Source organism: Paracoccus mangrovi, from assembly GCF_042648425.1.
GTDB lineage: Bacteria > Pseudomonadota > Alphaproteobacteria > Rhodobacterales > Rhodobacteraceae > Paracoccus > Paracoccus mangrovi.
The window spans coordinates 32,462-49,350 of record NZ_JBHRXJ010000001.1; the positions used below are offsets into that span (position 1 = coordinate 32,462).

At 65.3% G+C, this 16,889-nt stretch carries 14 protein-coding genes; 1 reads left to right on the top strand and 13 read right to left on the bottom strand.

What is annotated here, in order from left to right; translation table 11 throughout:
* Positions 1-45: 45 nt before the first annotated feature.
* The 7 genes from glgB to ACFOMH_RS00185 all read right to left on the bottom strand — a co-directional run bounded on the left by glgB (position 46) and on the right by ACFOMH_RS00185 (position 10,358).
* Positions 46-2,247 carry a 1,4-alpha-glucan branching protein GlgB gene (glgB, locus tag ACFOMH_RS00155; protein WP_374421716.1) on the bottom strand — a complete coding sequence of 734 codons (2,202 nt, stop codon included), beginning with the start codon at positions 2,245-2,247 and terminating at the stop codon, positions 46-48.
* Between the two features lie 33 nt (positions 2,248-2,280).
* Positions 2,281-4,677 carry a glycogen/starch/alpha-glucan phosphorylase gene (locus ACFOMH_RS00160; RefSeq protein ID WP_377741833.1) on the bottom strand — a complete coding sequence of 799 codons (2,397 nt, stop codon included), beginning with the start codon at positions 4,675-4,677 and terminating at the stop codon, positions 2,281-2,283.
* Between the two features lie 249 nt (positions 4,678-4,926).
* Positions 4,927-5,781 carry a carboxylating nicotinate-nucleotide diphosphorylase gene (gene nadC / locus ACFOMH_RS00165; protein WP_377741835.1) on the bottom strand — a complete coding sequence of 285 codons (855 nt, stop codon included), beginning with the start codon at positions 5,779-5,781 and terminating at the stop codon, positions 4,927-4,929.
* Positions 5,778-7,346 (bottom strand): L-aspartate oxidase, encoded by a 1,569-nt coding sequence (locus tag ACFOMH_RS00170; RefSeq protein ID WP_377741837.1) that lies wholly within the window; start codon positions 7,344-7,346, stop codon positions 5,778-5,780. Before ACFOMH_RS00170 ends, nadC begins: the two co-directional genes overlap by 4 nt.
* A gap of 4 nt (positions 7,347-7,350) precedes the next feature.
* Entirely contained in the window at positions 7,351-8,406 is a 1,056-nt protein-coding gene (gene nadA, locus ACFOMH_RS00175; protein ID WP_377741839.1) for a quinolinate synthase NadA, read from the bottom strand.
* Positions 8,407-8,610: 204 nt separating this feature from the next.
* Positions 8,611-9,246 (bottom strand): aminotransferase class IV family protein, encoded by a 636-nt coding sequence (locus ACFOMH_RS00180; RefSeq protein WP_377741840.1) that lies wholly within the window; start codon positions 9,244-9,246, stop codon positions 8,611-8,613.
* Complete coding sequence (locus tag ACFOMH_RS00185; protein WP_377742357.1) at positions 9,204-10,358, bottom strand: aminodeoxychorismate synthase component I; 1,155 nt, start codon at positions 10,356-10,358, stop codon at positions 9,204-9,206. The genes ACFOMH_RS00180 and ACFOMH_RS00185 overlap by 43 nt, the downstream gene beginning before the upstream one ends.
* A gap of 160 nt (positions 10,359-10,518) precedes the next feature.
* Here ACFOMH_RS00185 and ACFOMH_RS00190 point away from each other — a divergent pair, with 160 nt between their 5' ends.
* On the top strand, positions 10,519-10,902 hold the full coding sequence (locus tag ACFOMH_RS00190; RefSeq protein ID WP_377741842.1) for a GFA family protein: 384 nt from the start codon (positions 10,519-10,521) through the stop codon (positions 10,900-10,902).
* On the opposite strand, the gene ACFOMH_RS00195 is transcribed toward ACFOMH_RS00190, so the two are convergent.
* The 6 genes from ACFOMH_RS00195 to ACFOMH_RS00220 form a co-directional block, all read right to left on the bottom strand.
* Positions 10,897-12,066: a Gfo/Idh/MocA family protein gene (locus ACFOMH_RS00195; protein ID WP_374421707.1), complete on the bottom strand. Its 1,170-nt coding sequence runs from the start codon at positions 12,064-12,066 to the stop codon at positions 10,897-10,899. The two genes, ACFOMH_RS00190 and ACFOMH_RS00195, sit on opposite strands and share 6 nt — an antisense overlap.
* 68 nt (positions 12,067-12,134) lie before the next feature.
* The gene (locus ACFOMH_RS00200) at positions 12,135-13,184 is read right to left on the bottom strand and encodes a Gfo/Idh/MocA family protein (protein WP_377741845.1); all 1,050 of its coding nucleotides are present in this window, start codon (positions 13,182-13,184) and stop codon (positions 12,135-12,137) included.
* Entirely contained in the window at positions 13,184-13,969 is a 786-nt protein-coding gene (locus ACFOMH_RS00205) for a ThuA domain-containing protein (protein WP_377741847.1), read from the bottom strand. Before ACFOMH_RS00205 ends, ACFOMH_RS00200 begins: the two co-directional genes overlap by 1 nt.
* 48 nt (positions 13,970-14,017) lie before the next feature.
* Positions 14,018-15,025, bottom strand: a complete 1,008-nt coding sequence (locus ACFOMH_RS00210; protein ID WP_377741849.1) for an ABC transporter ATP-binding protein — start codon at positions 15,023-15,025, stop codon at positions 14,018-14,020.
* A gap of 3 nt (positions 15,026-15,028) precedes the next feature.
* On the bottom strand, positions 15,029-15,862 hold the full coding sequence (locus ACFOMH_RS00215; RefSeq protein WP_377741851.1) for a carbohydrate ABC transporter permease: 834 nt from the start codon (positions 15,860-15,862) through the stop codon (positions 15,029-15,031).
* Entirely contained in the window at positions 15,862-16,821 is a 960-nt protein-coding gene (locus tag ACFOMH_RS00220) for a carbohydrate ABC transporter permease (protein WP_377741852.1), read from the bottom strand. Before ACFOMH_RS00220 ends, ACFOMH_RS00215 begins: the two co-directional genes overlap by 1 nt.
* Between the last annotated feature and the right edge of the window lie 68 nt (positions 16,822-16,889).

The window sequence follows — 16,889 nt, forward strand, 5'->3', positions numbered from 1 at the left end:
TCCTCCTGGAAAACAGTGCCGCGCGGGACGCGGCGAAACAAGAAATCAAACGGTCGGCGCCTCATCCCGGATCAGGATCAGCGTCGACAAGGGCGGCAGGACGATATCGGCATGGGCGGGCTGGCCATGGCTTTCGCCCGCGACCGCCGTGACATGGCCCAGATTGCCGCGCCCACCCCCGCCATAGGTCTCGGCATCCGAATTCAGCGCCTCGCGCCAGCGCCCCGCCTGCGGCATGCCCAGCCGATAGGCCGGGCGTTCGACAGGCGTGAAGTTGCAGATCACCACCACCTCGGCATCGCCGGGATTGCCGCGCCGGACCCAGGCATAGACGGAATTGTCGGCGTCATTGGCCTCGATCCACTGGAAACCGTCGGGGTCGCAGTCGCGGGCATAAAGCGCGGGGGTTTCGCGATAGAGATGGTTCAGGTCGCGCACCAGCTGCTGCATGCCGTAATGCAGCGGATTGCCGATCGAGGCCCAGTCGATTTCGGCGTCATGGTTCCATTCGGACCCTTGGGCGAATTCCTGTCCCATGAACAACAGCTTCTTGCCCGGATGGCCCCACATGAACCCGTAATAGGCGCGCAGATTGGCGAATTTCTCCCAGCCGTCGCCGGGCATCTTGGCCAGCATCGAACCCTTGCCATGCACGACCTCGTCATGGCTGATCGGCAGGATGAAGTTTTCCGAAAACGCGTAATGCAGGCCAAAGGTCATCTGGTGATGATGGTGGCGGCGATAGACCGGATCGCGCTGGATATAGTCCAGCGTGTCGTTCATCCAGCCCATGTTCCATTTGAACCCGAAGCCAAGACCACCGTCATGAACCGGCCGCGACACCTTGGGATATGAGGTGGATTCCTCGGCCACCGTCATGATCCCCGGCACCTCGCCATAGGTCAGGCGGTTCATGTCCTGCAACATGGCGATGGCTTCGTAATTCTCGCGCCCGCCATCCTTGTTGGGGACCCACTCCCCCTCGGCCCGCGAATAGTCGCGGTAAAGCATCGAGGCCACCGCATCCACGCGCAGCCCGTCGACGTGATATTCCTTGAGCCAGTAAAGCGCGTTCGAGGTCAGATAGTTCATCACCTCGGTGCGACCATAGTTATAGATCAGGGTGTTCCAGTCCTGATGAAAGCCCTCGCGCGGGTCGGCATGTTCGTAAAGCGCGGTGCCGTCGAAACGGCCAAGCCCATGCGCATCGGTCGGAAAATGCCCCGGCACCCAGTCCAGCAGCACGCCAAGCCCCGCCTTGTGCGCGGCATTGACCAGATCGCGGAATTCATGCGGCGGCCCGAAACGGATCGTCGGCGCGAACAGCCCAACCGGCTGATAACCCCAAGAGCCGTCAAAGGGATATTCGGACACCGGCAGCAGCTCGATATGGGTGAACCCCATGTCGCGGGCGTATTCGACCAGCTCGACCGCCGCCTCTTTGTACGAGATCGGGCGGCCACCGTCCTTGCGGCGCCAGCTGCCCAGATGCACCTCGTAGATCGAAATCGGCTGATCGGTCCGCTGCGCCTCCGCGCGCGAGGCCATCCAGTCCGCATCCGACCAGCCATAGCCCGCGATGTCGCGCACGACCGAGGCCGTCTGCGGCGGGTGCTGCGAGCCAAAGCCAACAGGGTCGGCCTTTTGATGCAAGCTGCCATAGGCGCCGAGGATTTCGAATTTATAGGCCGTGCCCTCGCCCAGCCCGGGCATGAAGATTTCCCACACGCCTGTCGCGCCGCGCCTGCGCATGACATGGCGCCGCCCGTCCCAGGCGTTGAAATCGCCGATCACCGAAACCCGCCGCGCATTCGGCGCCCAAACCGCGAAATGCGTGCCGCGCGCGCCCTCATGGTCGATGACATGCGCGCCCAGCACGTTCCAAAGCCCGTGATGCGTTCCCTCGCCCAGAAGATATTCGTCCATCTCGCCCAGGACGGGTCCGAAACGATAGGGATCCTCGACCTGCCATTCCTCGCCATCGCGGCGACCGCGCAGGCGATAGGGGCGCGCGCCGGCGACCTTGCCCTGAAACAGGCCGGGATATCCCTCGACCGGGGCCAGCGGATGCGCCTTGCCCTCGACCAGCGCCGCCATCTCAGTGGCGCCGGGATCATAGGCGGTGACATAGCGCAGCCGCCCCTTGCGATGCGGACCCAGCACCGAGAAGGGATCGTCGAAACGCCCCTCGACGATGCGGTTCAGGACCGGGATATCAGCAACTTCGCGCGGGTCGATCATGGCCATGGCTCCCCCTTACGATGGCATTTGACTTGGGCGCTATTCCTGCCCCAACAGGCTTTTTGCGTGCCACACATCCGCCATATAGCCACGGATGGTGCGATCCGACGAGAACCAGCCCGAGCGCGCGACGTTCAGCGCCGCCATCCGCGCCCAGTTGTTCCGGTCCAGATAGGCGCGGTCCACCTCGCGCTGCGCGCGCCAATAATCGGTGAAATCCGACGCGACCAGGAAATAATCCGCCCCGGTCAGGTTATCGACGATGCCGGCATAGCGGTCCGGCTCGCCCGCGCTGAAAACGCCCGAGCGGATCGCCGCAACCGCGCGGCCCAGCCGCGGATCGGCCGCGATGGCCGCGGCGGCATGGTTCTGGACATTGCGGCGGGCCTCGGCCTCGTCCACGGTCATGCCGAACAGGAAGAAGTTATCGGCCCCCACCCGCTCGCGGATTTCGACATTCGCCCCGTCCAGCGTGCCGATGGTCAGCGCGCCGTTCAGCGCGAATTTCATGTTGCCGGTGCCCGAAGCCTCTTTCCCGGCGGTCGAGACCTGTTCGGACAGATCGGCGGCGGGGATCAGGCGCTCGGCCATGGTGACATTGTAATTGGGCAGGTAGATGACCTGCAAAAGCTCGTTGGTGGCGGCATCGGCATTGATCACGGCCGCCACATCGTTGATCAGCCGGATGATGTCCTTGGCAAAGAAATAGCCGGGCGCGGCCTTGCCGCCAAAGATCTTGACGCGCGGGGTCCAGCCGGCGCCGGGATTGTCGCGGATCTCTTGCCAAAGGGCGATCGCTTCGAGGATGTTCAGATGCTGGCGCTTGTATTCGTGGATGCGCTTGATCTGTACGTCAAAGATCGCGTCGGGGTTCAGCATCAGGTCGTGTTCGCGCGCCACCCAATCGCACAGATCGGCCTTGTTGTCGGCCTTGACCTGCGCGAAACGCGACAGCCAGTCGGGGTTGTCGATATGCGGCTCAAGCCCGACAAGCTGTTCCAGATCGCCGATCCAGCCATCGCCGATGGTGTCAGTGATCAGCGCCGACAGGCGCGGGTTGCACGAATGCACCCAGCGGCGCGGCGTGACGCCATTGGTTTCATTGACGATGCGGTCGGGATGAAGCGCATTCAGATCCTTGAAGACCGTGGTTTTCATCAGCCCGGTATGCAGCGCCGCGACGCCGTTGACGCGGTTCGACATGATGAATGACAGCTCGCCCATCTTGACCCGCCCGTCGCTGCGCGCCGCGACCCTGCGCGCGGGATAGGCCTTGGCATGGGCGTCGTCGATGCGGTCGATCAATTGCAGATGGCGCGGCAGAAGGCTGGCGAACAGATCCTCGCCCCAGCTTTCCAGCGCCTCGGGCAAAAGCGTGTGGTTGGTATAGTTCACGCAGCCCTGGGTGATATGCAGCGCCTCTTCAAAGGGCAGACCGCGTTCGTCATGCAGGATGCGCACCAGTTCCGGCCCGGCAATGGCCGGATGCGTGTCGTTCATCTGGATCGCGACCTTCTGCGGCAAAAGGCGCAGATCCTTGTGGTCGGTCTCAAAGCGGCGGACGATGTCGCGGACCGAGGCGGCGGTAAAGAAATATTCCTGCGTCAGCCGCAGCCGCTTGCCTTTTTCGGTCGAATCCTCGGGATAGAGCACGCGCGAAATGGTGCGGGCCAGGGCCTCGCCCTCGGCGGCGGCGGCGAAATCGCCGGCGTTGAAACGTTCAAGGTCGAAGGGATTGACCGCACGCCCCGCCCAAAGCCGCAGCGTATTGGCCCAGCGCCCCTTCCAGCCGATGACCGGGGTGTCAAAGGCCTCGGATTGCACAAAGGTTTCAGGTTCCCAGACGGATTTGCCGTCGCGGCTAACGACGCGGCCGCCAAAGCCAAGGGTAAAGGCCGCCTCGGGGCGTTCGAATTCCCAGGCATAGGGCTGTTTCAACCAGTCCTCGGGCGCCTCGTGCTGGCGGCCCTCGACAAAGGATTGCCGGAACAGGCCGTGTTCATAGCGGATGCCATAACCGTAAGCCGGGCAGCCCAGCGTCGCGAGCGATTCCATGAAACAGGCCGCAAGCCGGCCCAGCCCGCCATTCCCCAGCGCCGCATCGGGTTCGTCCAAAAGCACGGCGCGATAATCGAGGCCAAAGGATTCGATCGCCGCCCGGGCCTGATCCTGCATTTCAAGATTGACGATATTGTCCTCGAGCAGGCGCCCGATCAGGAATTCCATCGACAGGTAATAGACCCGCTTGGCGTCGGCGCGATAGGTTTCGCGCGTCGCCGCCATCCAGCGGTCGACGATACGGTCGCGCACCGCATAGCTCAGCGCCATCCGCCAGTCGAAAATCTGTGCGTGGTCGGGATCCTTGCCCAGCGTATAGGTCAGATGCCACAGGATCGCGTCGCGGAAATCGGTCTTGGGCATGTCGTCCCGGGCCATGTCGTCACCTTGCAAAAACACTGCGCCCGCGGCACCGCGCGGGCCCTCATGGTTTCTGATTAAGGTATCCTAATTCGAAAGCAAGCCGGGTCGCGGAAAAAAGCGTTAGCGTTAACTGATCGCCATATTCTGCGGGCCAAAACAGCAAGGCTTTGCCGATCCGGGGCCTGTCGCGCCCCCCGAAACGGGCGGCGCGACGGCTGTTTCGGGGGCCGATCGGGCGGTCGATCCGAATCGCTTCGGATCGGTTCAGAAATCCAGACCCAGATCGAGCGTGCGCACCGAATGCGTCAGCGCCCCCACCGAGATATAGTCGACGCCCGTCGCCGCCACCTCGGCAATGCGGTCCAGACGCATGTTCCCCGATGCCTCAAGCACCAGCCGCCCCGACACCATCGCCACCGCCTTGCGCAGCGTGGGCGTGTCCATATTGTCCAGCAGCACCACGTCGGCGCCGCCCTGATCCAGCACCTCGGCCAATTGCTCCAGCCGGTCGACCTCGATCTCGACCCGCATCATATGCGAGGCGCGGGCCTTGACCGCCGCCAGCACCGGGGCAATGCCGCCCGCCGCCGCGATATGGTTGTCCTTGATCAGAATGGCGTCAGAGAGCGAAAAGCGGTGGTTGAAGCCGCCGCCATGCAGCACGGCCTGTTTTTCGACCAGCCGCAATCCGGGCGTGGTCTTGCGGGTACAGGTGATGCGGGTCCGCGTGCCGCGCGTCTCGGCGACAAAGGCGGCGGTCAGCGTGGCGATGCCGCAAAGCCGCCCGGCGAAATTCAGCGCCACCCGTTCCGCCGAAAGGATCGAGGCCGCCTCGCCCTCGATCTCGGCCAGCGTGTCGCCGGGGCCAAAGGGCGCGCCATCGGGGCAATGGACGCGCAGCACCAGCGCCGGATCGATCAGCCGAAAGGCGATGGCGGCCAGTTGCATCCCCGATACGATGCCGGCCTCGCGCGCGCGGATGCGGGCCTTGTAGCGGGTGCCGGCAGGGATCACGGTGCGGGTGGTAATGTCGCCATATGTGCCCAGATCCTCGTCCAGCGCGGCGCGGACCAGCGGCTCAAGGATAAGGTCGGGCAACGGGGGGAAAGCGGGCGTCATGGGGTCTCCGGTGACGTGGGGCCGTCGCGCAGGGCCAGCGCCTGGGCCAGGGTCAGGCGCGAGCGGCGCCCCTCGGGGGCGGTCTGGGGAAAATCGGTGCGGAAATGCGCGCCGCGGCTTTCGCGCCGCATCAGCGCCGCCGCCGCGATCAATGTGGCGGTGGCGGTCATGTTCAAAAGCGCCGGGCAATCGGGCTGGGCGGCCTCGATTTCCGCGATCCGGCGCAAGCACGCAGCAAGGCCCGCGCCATCGCGCACCACGCCCGCGCCATCGGTCATCGCCCGGCGCAGCCGCGCGACCAGCGCCGGATCGGGCAGCTCCGCAGGGGCCAGATCCGGCAAGCGGATCAAGGCCGCGTCCCCCGGATCCGTCCCCAAGGCTGCCTTGATCGATCCCGCCGCGCGGCGGGCATAGACCAGCGCCTCGAGCAGGCCGTTCGAGGCCAGCCGGTTCGCGCCATGCAGCCCGGTCGAAGACGCCTCGCCACAGACCCAAAGCCCCGGCAGGCTGGCGCGCCCGTCCACATCCACCGCGACCCCGCCCATATGGTAATGCGCCGCCGCCGCGACCGGGATCGGGGTGCGGGTGGGATCGATCCCGGCCCGCGTACAGGCCCCCGCCACGGCGGGAAATTCGTCAAGAATGCGCGCGCCAAGGCAATCGCGCGTGTCCAGCGCCGGTTCCAGCCCGGCCTGCCTCTGGGCATAGACCGCGCGGGCGACGATGTCGCGGGGCGCAAGTTCGGCGTCGGGATGCACGGCCGGCATGAAGCGTTCGTCCCGCCGGTTCACCAGATGCGCACCCTCGCCGCGCAGGGCCTCGGTCGCAAGGGGTGCGGGGTCTTCGCCGCTGGCGATGGCGGTCGGGTGAAACTGCACGAATTCCGCATCCGCGATCACCGCGCCCGCGCGCGCCGCCATGCCGATCACCTGTCCACGGATGCGCGGCGGATTGGTCGTGACCGCGTAAAGCCCGCCCGAACCGCCCCCCGCCAAAAGCACCGCCGGCCCCGTGATCGCCACGGGCTGCGAGCCGTCGGCCCGCGTCACCTCGACGCCCGTGACGCGCCCGTCCTGCATCCGAAGCCCGGTCGCCGTCACCCCCTCAAGCACCTGAACCGAGGGCGCATTGCGCACCTGCGCGATCAATGCGCGCATGATCTCGGCCCCGGCCTGATCGCCGCGCACCCGCACGACGCGGGCAAAGCTGTGCGCGGCCTCGCGCGACATGACATAGCCGCCATCGGGCTGGCGGTCGAAGGGGGTGCCAAGCCGGGTCAGGTCAAGGATGTGCTGGCGCGCGTCCTGCGTGACCATGTCGGCCACGGCCGCATCCACGGTCCCGGCCCCGGCGCCCATCGTGTCGCGGGCATGGGCGGCGGCGGTATCGACCGGATCCATGGCCGCGGCCACGCCCCCCTGCGCCCAGGCCGAGCTTGCCCCCTGCCCCAAAGCCTCGGGCGAAATAACCAGCACCGGGCGCGGCGCCAGCTCAAGCGCCGCATAAAGCGCCCCAAGCCCGGCGCCGACGATGATGACGCGGGGCGTCGCGATGGTTTCGGTCATCGGATCAGGCCGCCGCCAGCCGGCGCGACAGATCGATCATGCGCTCGACGGCCACGCGGGCGCGCCGGGCGACCCCGGGTTCGACCTCGACCGCGCCGGTCATGGAATGCAGCGACCAAAGCACCTTTTCCAGCGTGATCTTCTGCATATAGGGGCACATGTTGCAGGGGCCGAGAAACTCGACCTCGGGGTTCGCGTCCGAGATATTGCCCGCCATCGAACATTCGGTGACCAGCATCACCTGCCTAGGGCGTTCCTGTTCGACCCAGCCCTGAATATTGGCGGTCGAGCCGGCATAATCGGCCTCGGCCACCACATCGGGCGGGCATTCGGGATGGGCGATGATCTTAAGCCCCGGATGCCAGTCGCGGAAATCGCGCAGATCCTGGGCGGTAAAGCGTTCATGCACGATGCAGGCGCCATCCCACCAGACCACGCGTTTCTGCGGCACCTGATTGGCGACATTCTGCGCCAGCCACTTGTCGGGGGTCATGATGACGGTATCGCCCTCCATCGCCGCGACGATCTGGGCCGCATTGGCCGAGGTGCAGCAGATGTCGGAGGCGGCCTTCACCTCGGCGGTGGTGTTGACATAGCTCACCACCGGCGCGCCGGGAAAACGCGCGCGCATCTGCGCAATGCCCTCGGCGGTGATGCTTTCGGCCAGCGAACAGCCCGCCTCCAGATCCGGCATCAGCACGGTTTTCGCGGGGTTCAGGATCTTCGAGGTCTCGGCCATGAAATGCACACCGCATTGCACGATCACATCGGCCTGAACCTCGGTCGCCTTGATCGCCAGATGCAGGCTGTCGCCGACCACATCCGCGATGCCGTGATAAATCTGCGGCGTCATGTAGTTATGCGCCAGCACCACCGCATTGCGTTCGCGTTTCAGCCGGTTGATCGCGGCGACATAGGGGGCATGGATCGCCCAATCGGGCCAGGGCATGACCCGGTCCATGCGGGCATGAATCTCCTTCATGCTTTCCGCCAGCTCCAGCGAGGCCGCCAGATCGTAATGCCGGGCCAGTTCGTCCCGGATGGATGTCAGATCGAGCATGTGGTCCCCCCATTCCGCCCGCATCGAAGAGCTTTGCTTATACAGCGCGATGACGGCCCGGCCAGACGATTATGCACAGGCGCGCCGCTCGGGCGTCAGGTAGCGAATGATTGACGCATGGGCAACTTGATTGGCCAGATCTGGGGCAAGAGGCCCGACAAAGACCGGCCAAAACGATGCGGGATGCCTGTTTTCCGGGCAAATCTAGCCGATCCAGCGCGCCGCGATCAGGCCGCGCAGCGCATTCCCGACCCAAAGCCTGACCCGTGGCAGATCGGCCCGGCTCAGGTTTTCCTCGTGACAGGCGCCCCGGGCCAGCAATTCGGCCCGCAGCACGCCCGCCAGCAACCCGGATGCCAGCGGCGGCGTCCGCATCCCCTGTCCCCGGTCAAAGAACAGCGTCGTTATGGTGCCGTCACAGACCTCGTCGCGTTCGTTCAGAAAGATCAGCTCATCCACCCCCTGCGGCAAAGAGGTGCGGGCCTCGTCATAGGCGGCGCGGCGGGTGGTCTTGATCCGCAGCCAGGGATCGCGCGAATCCAGCCGCGCCCCGGCCAGACCCAGCCGCCATTCGGTTTGCGCGGGCGGCAGCGCGGCCCGGGTCACCTCGATCCCGCCCCGCCGGTCCAGCGCCAGACGCAGCCGCGCGGGCGCGCCCGGCGGGCCGGTCAGCGCGGCGCGCGCCGCATCCCCGTCACAGGGCCAGCCCAGCAGGGCGGCGCTTTCCGACAGCCGCGCCAGATGCCCGGCCAGCCGGGGACAGGCCGCGCCATCCCAAAGCGCGGTCTCGATCAGCCTCAGTCCGGGCGCGTCAGCGCCTGCGCGTAGCGGGCTTTCCACAACGCCTCCTCCCATTCGCCGGGGGCGGTCGAATCCTGCACGACGCCGCCGCCCACATTCAGCATCACCTCACCATCGGGCCAGACCGTCAGCGTGCGGATCGCCACCGAAAAACAGGCCGAGCCATCCGGCGCCATCCAGCCGATGCTGCCGCAATAGACGCCGCGCGGATAGGGTTCGACCTCGCGGATGATCTGCATGGCGCGGATCTTGGGCGCGCCGGTGATCGAGCCACAGGGAAAGAGCGACCCCAGAAGCGTCGCCAGATCGGCCGGCCGCGCCAGTTCCCCCACCACATGCGAGGTCATCTGATGCAGGGTGTCATAGCTTTCGACGGTGAAAAGCTCGGGCACCCGGACCGAACCCACCCGCGCGATGCGCCCGATATCGTTGCGCAACAGATCGACGATCATCAGATTCTCGGCCCGGTTCTTTTCCGAGGCCGCAAGCCCGGCCGCCAAGGCCGCGTCACGCACAGGATCGGGGTCGCGGGGCGCGGTGCCCTTCATCGGGCGCGCCTCGATCCGGCCCCGCGCGTCCAGCCGAAAGAACAGCTCGGGCGAACGCGACAGGATCGCCGGCCCCTGTCCCAGATCGGCAAAGGCGCCAAAGCCCACCGGCTGATGCGCCGCAAGCGCGGCGTAAAGGTCAAGCGGCGTGCCCGAGACAAGGCGTGAGCTCAGCGGGAATGTCAGGTTGATCTGATAGCAATCGCCCGCCGCGATATAGTCGCGGGTGCGCGCGAATGCGCGGGCATAATCCGCCTCATGGATCAGCGGCGCCAGGGGCGCAAGCCGCGCCCCGCCGCCGTTTTCAGCCCCGTTTGCGATCCCGTCCAACAGCTCCGGCGCGGGCACCGGCGCGCGGGCGTATATGCCAAAGACCATCAACGGCACCCGCCGGCCCGCAGGCATCAACGCCGCCAGCGCCGGTTCCAGCGCATAGCCGAGTTCATAGGACAGATAGCCCGCGATCCATGCCCCGGCGCGGCGGCGCGTCTCAAGCCGCGCGAGTGCCGGCGCAACCTCGTCCGGGCGCTCGACGACCAGCAATTCGTCGGGATCCCGAAACAGGCAAGCCCCCCCATCCGGTCCGAATTCGCAAAGGATCACGCGCATCTCCATTCCCGCGCGGCGCAGCTAGCACGGCGCCGGCTTGCGGAACAATGCCTGATCGGCCGCGCGGCTGCACAGGCAAGCGCGCCCCGCATCCGCAACCGGCGCATCGGGTATATGCTGTTCCCGAATCCCCCGACCGACAAAGAGGCAAGGCATGACATCATATCCCGGCGGCTGTCTTTGCGGGAATATCCGCATCATCGCCAATGGCGCCCCCTTGCGGGTCGGGCTCTGTCATTGCCTCGACTGTCGCAAGCATCACGGCGCGCTGTTTCACGCCTCGGCGATCTTTCGCAGCGATGCGGTCACGGTCACGGGCGTGACCAGCGATTACGGCGGGCGGCATTTCTGTCCCGATTGCGGGTCCTCGGTCTTTGGCCGCACCGGAGACGAGATCGAGGTCAATCTGGGATCGCTGGACGCCCCCGACCAGTTCCGGCCGACCTATGAGCTATGGGTCAGCCGCCGCGAAGCCTGGCTGCCGGTGTTTCCGGGCCTGCGCCGCCATGCGCGCGACCGCGCGGCCGGCGGCTCATAGCGCCAGCTTGACCCAGGCCCCGTTGCGCCGTGACGAGCGCACGCAGGCATCGACAAAGGCCACGCCCTCAAGCCCCTCTTTCAGGCCCGGATAGGTGATGGCGGGATCGGGGGCCGCGCCCTCGCGCCGGGCAAGGATGGCGCGGGCGGCCTCGGCATAGATATTGGCGAAACCTTCCAGATAACCCTCGGGGTGGCCGGCGGGCACGCGGGTCACACGCGCGGCATCCGGCCCGGTGCCCGCGCCCCCCCGCGACAGCCGGTAACGCGGCTGGCCCAGGGGCGTGACCCACAGGTAATTCGGATCCTCCTGCGACCATTCGATGCCGGCTTTGGTGCCGTAAACCCGCAGCCGCAGCGCATTTTCGCAGCCCGAGGCGACCTGCGAACACCAGAGCATCCCCCGCGCCCCCCCCTGATAGCGCAGCATGACATGGGCGTTGTCATCGACCTGTCGCCCGGGGACAAAGCTTTGCAGATCGGCGGCCAGCGCATCGAGTTCCAGCCCGGTCACGAACCCCGCAAGGTTAAAGGCATGGGTGCCGATATCGCCGATGGCGCCGCCCAGGCCGCTTTTGGCCGGATCGGTGCGCCAGCTGGCCTGTTTGTTGCCCGATGCCTCAAGCGGTTCGGCCAGCCAGTCCTGGGCATATTCGACCTGGACCAGCCGGATCTCGCCCAGATCGCCCGCCGCGATCATGGCGCGGGCCTGCCGGATCATCGGATAGCCGGTATAATTATGGGTCAGCACAAAAAGCGCGTCCGATTCCCCCGCCGCGCGCGCCAGCTGCTTGGCCTCGGTCAGCGTCGCGGTCAGGGGCTTGTCGCAAATGACATGGATGCCGCGTTTCAGAAACTGGCGGGCGACGGGGGCGTGCATGTGGTTCGGGGTGACGATGGCCACCGCCTCGATCCCGTCGCGGCGGCGCGCCTCGCGCAGGGCCATCTGGGCGAAATCGTCATAGGCGCGCGGCACGCCCAGCTCGGCCGCCGAGGCGGCGCTTTTTTCGGGCGAGGACGAGAAGCAGCCGGCGACGAGGTCATATTGATCGTCAAGCCGCGCGGCGATGCGGTGGACGGCGCCGATAAAGGCGCCCTGCCCGCCGCCGACCATGCCCAGCCGGATGCGGGGCGAACGGGCTTTCGCGGGGGTGGTCTGGGTCATGGCGTCATCTCCTCGTGCAAAAGGTTCCGGCGGCGGCTGGGAGGGCCCGCCGCCGGAGAGGTTGGCCCCTAGACGGCCAGCGCGCGACCGGCATCGGCCGAGGATTCCTCGGCCCGGTCCATCAGGCGCTGCAAGGCCGCCCCACGGGCAAAATCGGGATCCATGGCGCCTTCGCCGCGAATGGCGGCGATGAAACGCTGATACATGGTCGGCACCGGCGGCGCCTCGACCTCGTGCCAGGTGGCGGTTTCCAGATCCGGTGAAAGACAGGCGCGCAGGCGGCTGACGCGGTTCTCGAAACTGACCTCGAGCCCGCCTTCGTCGCCAAACAGCCGCAGCCGCAGATCGTTCAGATGCCCGGTGGCGAAACGCGTCGCGGCCACCGTGCCAAGCCCGCCGTTTTCCAGCACGATCTGCATGGTCGCGCTGTCATTGGCGTCCAGAACATAGTCGCCGATCCGGCCCCCCGGCGCCTTGTCAAAGGTTTTCAGGATGCAGGACACCTCGGCCGCATCCTGGGCCGCGATGAAGGTCGCGAAATCCAGGATATGGATGCCGACATCGCCCAGAACCCCCTTGGAGCCATGCGCGGTCGACACCCGCCACAGCCATTTCGGATCGGTCTTCCAATCGCCCCAGGCGGGCTGGGTCAGCCAGCTTTGCAGATAGCTGGCCTCGAAATGGCGGACATTGCCGATCGCACCCTCGCGGACCATGGCGGCCGCCTTTTGCAGGGCCGGCACGTCGCGATAGCTGAGATTGACCATGTTCACCACACGCGCCCTTGCGGCGGCATCCGCCATCGCCTCGGCATGGGCGGCATTGGTGGCAAGGGGCTTTTCGCACAGCACATGCTTGCCCGCGGCCAGAAGCGGCATGGTCGTGGGGTAATGCGCGCCGTCGGGCGTGGTATTGGCGACCGCGTCGAATTGCCCCCAGGCCAGGGCCTCGTCGACCGAGGCAAAGCCGCGCGGGATGTCATGGGTGGCGTTGAATTCGGCCAGCTGTTCGGGCCGCGTATCGACGCCCGCCACCACCTCGACGCCCGGAATGGCGGCGAATGCGCTGGCATGGTTGGCGGCCATGCCGCCGGTGCCAAGGATCAGAACACGAACCATCAACGATACCCCTCTTCGCCATCCTTATGCAGTTTCGGGCCACGCTCGACGATCGGTTCGAGCGCGCTTTCGACCGGCACATTCGGCGCGGCGCTGGGATCGGCGATGCGGGGCGCAGGGTTATAGGCCCATTTCACCGCGTTCAGGATCACCCGCTGCACATTGGCGTCGTGATAGGTCGGATAGGTTTCATGGCCGGGGCGGAAATAGAACACATTGCCCGCGCCGCGCTTGTAGGTCAGGCCGGACCGGAACACCTCGCCACCCGCGAACCAGCTGACGAACACGGTTTCCAGCGGCTCGGGCACGCCAAAGGGCTCGCCATACATTTCCTCGTTCTCAAGCTCGAAATGATCGGGCAGGCCGGCGGCGATGGGGTGGTTGCGCGAGGTCAGCCAAAGCCGTTCGCGTTCGCCCGCCTCGCGCCACGAGAGGTTGCAGGGCGTGCCCATCAGCCGCTTGAAGGGTTTCGAGAAATGCGCCGAATGCAGAAAGATCACGCCCATCCCCGACCAGACGGCATTGGCCACGCGCTCGACCACGGCATCGCTGACCTCGCCATGCGCCTTGTGACCCCACCAGATCAGCACATCGGTATCGGCCAGCTTTTCGGGGGTGATGCCGTGATCGGTGTCCTGCATGACGACGGTGCTGGCCGACACGCCGCTGTCGCGGTTCAGCGCGTCGGCGATGGTGGTGTGCATGCCCTTGGGATAGATGCCGGCGACGATTTCGTTTTCATGTTCATGGACGTTCTCGCCCCAGACGGTGACACGGATAGTCATAGAATGCTCCTGATTTCCCAGCGAAGGGATCGGTTGAAAGAGGGCTGATCAGCGGATCGGCGCGTCATTGGCATCGAAACGATGCATGTGACCGGGCCGCGGCGCCAGCGTCAGATGCGTGCCCAGCGTCACCGCCTGCTTGCCGGGCTGACGCACGACCAGAGGCTCGGCCGCGCCGATATCGACGAACAGGAAATTGTCCGAACCCAGATCCTCGGCATGGATGACCTGTCCCGTCCACATCCCCGTCCCTTCGGGAACGATGTCGATATGTTCGGGGCGGATGCCCAGCGTCGCGCAATCGTGCCGTTCGGCATGCGCGCCGGTCAGGAAGTTCATCTTGGGACTGCCGATGAACCCCGCGACAAAGACGGAATTGGGCCGTTCATACAGTTCCTCGGGGGTGCCGACCTGTTCCAGCCGCCCGTCGCGCAGAACAGCGATGCGGTCGGCCAGCGTCATCGCCTCGACCTGATCATGGGTCACATAGATCATGGTCGCGCTGCCCATGTCATGGTGCAGCTTGGCGATTTCCAGACGCGTCGCCACCCTGAGCGCGGCGTCAAGGTTCGACAGCGGCTCGTCGAACAGAAACACCCGCGGATCGCGCACGATGGCACGGCCGATGGCCACGCGCTGGCGCTGGCCGCCCGACAGCTGCTTGGGCAGCCGGTCCAGCAGGTGCTCGATCTGAAGCATCTTGGCGGCCGCGCGGACCCGGCGGTCGGTTTCGGCCTTGTCGGTCTTGGCCAGCTTCATGCCGAAAGCCATGTTGTCATAGACTTTCATATGCGGATAAAGCGCATAGCTTTGGAACACCATGGCAATGCCGCGATCCGAGGGCACGAGGTTGTTCACCCGCTGGCCGTCGAAGGTCATGTCGCCGGTGCTGATCTCCTCAAGCCCCGCGATCAACCGCAAGAGCGTGGACTTGCCGCAGCCCGAGGGACCGACAAAGACCATGAATTCGCCCTTGCGGATCTCAAGGTCGATGCCCTTGATGACATTCACCGCACCATAGGATTTGGTGACGTTCTTCAGTTCGATCTTGGCCATGACTTAACCTTTCACGCCGCCGGCGGTCAGGCCCGCCACGATCTTGCGTTGGAAAATAAGAACAAGGATGATCAGCGGCACGGTCACGATGACGGATGCCGCCATGATCGGACCCCATGGGATTTCCTGTGCCGAGGCGCCCGAAAGCAACCCAATGGCGACCGGCACCGTGCGCATGGATTCCGTGCTGGTGAATGTCAGCGCGAACAGGAATTCGTTCCATGCCCCGATAAAGGCCAGCAGCCCCGTGGTCACCATCGCCGGCCATAAAAGCGGCAGGAACACCTGGGTGATGATGACCCAGGGGGTCGCGCCATCGACAATCGCCGCCTCTTCGATCTCGACCGGCAGGTCGCGCATGAATGTGGTCAGCACCCAGACCGTAAAGGGCAGCGTAAAGATCGTATAGCTGAGGATCATCGCCCAATGGGTGTTGAAGATGCCCAGAAACCGCACCAGCTCGAACAGCCCCGCCAGCACCGCGATCTGCGGAAACATCGAGACCGCCAGAATGGTCATCAGCAAAAGGCCCCGCCCCCGGAACCGCACCCGCGCCAGCGCATAGGACGCGGTGACGCCCAAAAGCAGCGAGAAGCCCACCGTCGCCGTCGCGATGATCAGCGAATTCAGGATCGACAGCAGAAAGTTCCGGCTGGTCAGAACCGCGTGATAATTGCTCAGATCCAGCGATTTCGGCCAGTAATTGATCTGAAACAGCGCCGTCCCCGAGGTAAAGCTGGTGACAATGGCGTAATAGAACGGGAACACCGAAAACACGACGATCACCACGACCAGCGCGTAAAAGCCGATCTGCTTCAAAAGCTTGTGCTGGGTCATCAGCCACGCTCCCCCGACAGGTCGACGCGGCCCAGCCAGATATACAGGCTGACGAACACGGCGATGATGGCGAACAGCAGGGTCGATTGCGCGGCCCCATAGGCGAACTTGTCAAAGTCGATCATGTTTTCACGGCTGATCACCGACATGGTCTTGGTCGCCGTCGAGTTGGGCGTCAGCACATAGACCAGGTCAAAGATGCGCAGCGCGTCCAGCATGCGGAAGATGACCGCGACCATCAGCGCCGGCTTGATCAAGGGCAGCGTGACCTTGAAAAACACCTTGACCGGGTTGATGCCGTCGATCTTTGCCGCCTCATAAATGTCGCGGGGCACCATCTGCAGACCGGCCAGGATCAGCAGCGCCATGAAAGGCGTGGTTTTCCAGATATCGACGATCAGCACCGCCGTCATTGCGGTGTCCGGGCTGGCGGTCCAGGCGATTTTGTGGCTGATCAGGCCCAGATTCAGCATGATGTCGTTCAGGATCCCGAACTGGTCGTTCAGCATCCATGCCCACATCTTGGCCGACACGATGGTCGGGATCGCCCAGGGGATCAGGATGGCGGCGCGCACGAAAGCGCGGCCCTTGAATTCGGCATTCAGCACCAGGGCCACGATCAGGCCCAGACAGGTTTCGAAAAACACCGAGACAAAGGAAAAGCGCAGCGTGTTCCAGACCGCGTTCCACCAGGCCGGATCGACCAGCGTGCCGCGCCAGATCACCTTGCCCGAGCCAAGCGTGCGCATGGAAAGATAATTGTCAAAGCCGATCCATTCGCCGCCGTAAAGGTTCGACAGCGTGGTGTTCGTAAGCGAAAACCAGATCGTGCGTCCAAGCGGCCAGGCCGCGACAAGAAACAGCGCAAACAGCATGGGGGCCAGAAACCAGAATGCCGCCCTTTGCCGACGCTGCCGCAGGCTGGGACCATCTGCATGGCCCGCAATACGGTCAGTCATTGGGAAACTCCTCATGGGGCCACAGGGGCCGGGGCACGGGACTGGCGCGAGGTCTCGCCAGCCCCTTG

Bases quoted from the DNA above. Each gene is read 5' to 3' on its own strand.
- nadA (WP_377741839.1), bottom strand. From the start codon at position 8,406: ATGCTCGATCTGACATCCATCCGGGACGAACTGGCCCGGCATTACGAT.
- glgB (WP_374421716.1), bottom strand. From the start codon at position 2,247: ATGGCCATGATCGACCCGCGCGAAGTTGCTGATATCCCGGTCCTGAAC.
- ACFOMH_RS00160 (WP_377741833.1), bottom strand. From the start codon at position 4,677: ATGGCCCGGGACGACATGCCCAAGACCGATTTCCGCGACGCGATCCTG.
- ACFOMH_RS00200 (WP_377741845.1), bottom strand. From the start codon at position 13,184: ATGGTTCGTGTTCTGATCCTTGGCACCGGCGGCATGGCCGCCAACCAT.
- ACFOMH_RS00210 (WP_377741849.1), bottom strand. From the start codon at position 15,025: ATGGCCAAGATCGAACTGAAGAACGTCACCAAATCCTATGGTGCGGTG.
- ACFOMH_RS00220 (WP_377741852.1), bottom strand. From the start codon at position 16,821: ATGACTGACCGTATTGCGGGCCATGCAGATGGTCCCAGCCTGCGGCAG.
- ACFOMH_RS00205 (WP_377741847.1), bottom strand. From the start codon at position 13,969: ATGACTATCCGTGTCACCGTCTGGGGCGAGAACGTCCATGAACATGAA.
- ACFOMH_RS00215 (WP_377741851.1), bottom strand. From the start codon at position 15,862: ATGACCCAGCACAAGCTTTTGAAGCAGATCGGCTTTTACGCGCTGGTC.
- ACFOMH_RS00195 (WP_374421707.1), bottom strand. From the start codon at position 12,066: ATGACCCAGACCACCCCCGCGAAAGCCCGTTCGCCCCGCATCCGGCTG.
- ACFOMH_RS00190 (WP_377741842.1), top strand. From the start codon at position 10,519: ATGACATCATATCCCGGCGGCTGTCTTTGCGGGAATATCCGCATCATC.
- nadC (WP_377741835.1), bottom strand. From the start codon at position 5,781: ATGACGCCCGCTTTCCCCCCGTTGCCCGACCTTATCCTTGAGCCGCTG.
- ACFOMH_RS00170 (WP_377741837.1), bottom strand. From the start codon at position 7,346: ATGACCGAAACCATCGCGACGCCCCGCGTCATCATCGTCGGCGCCGGG.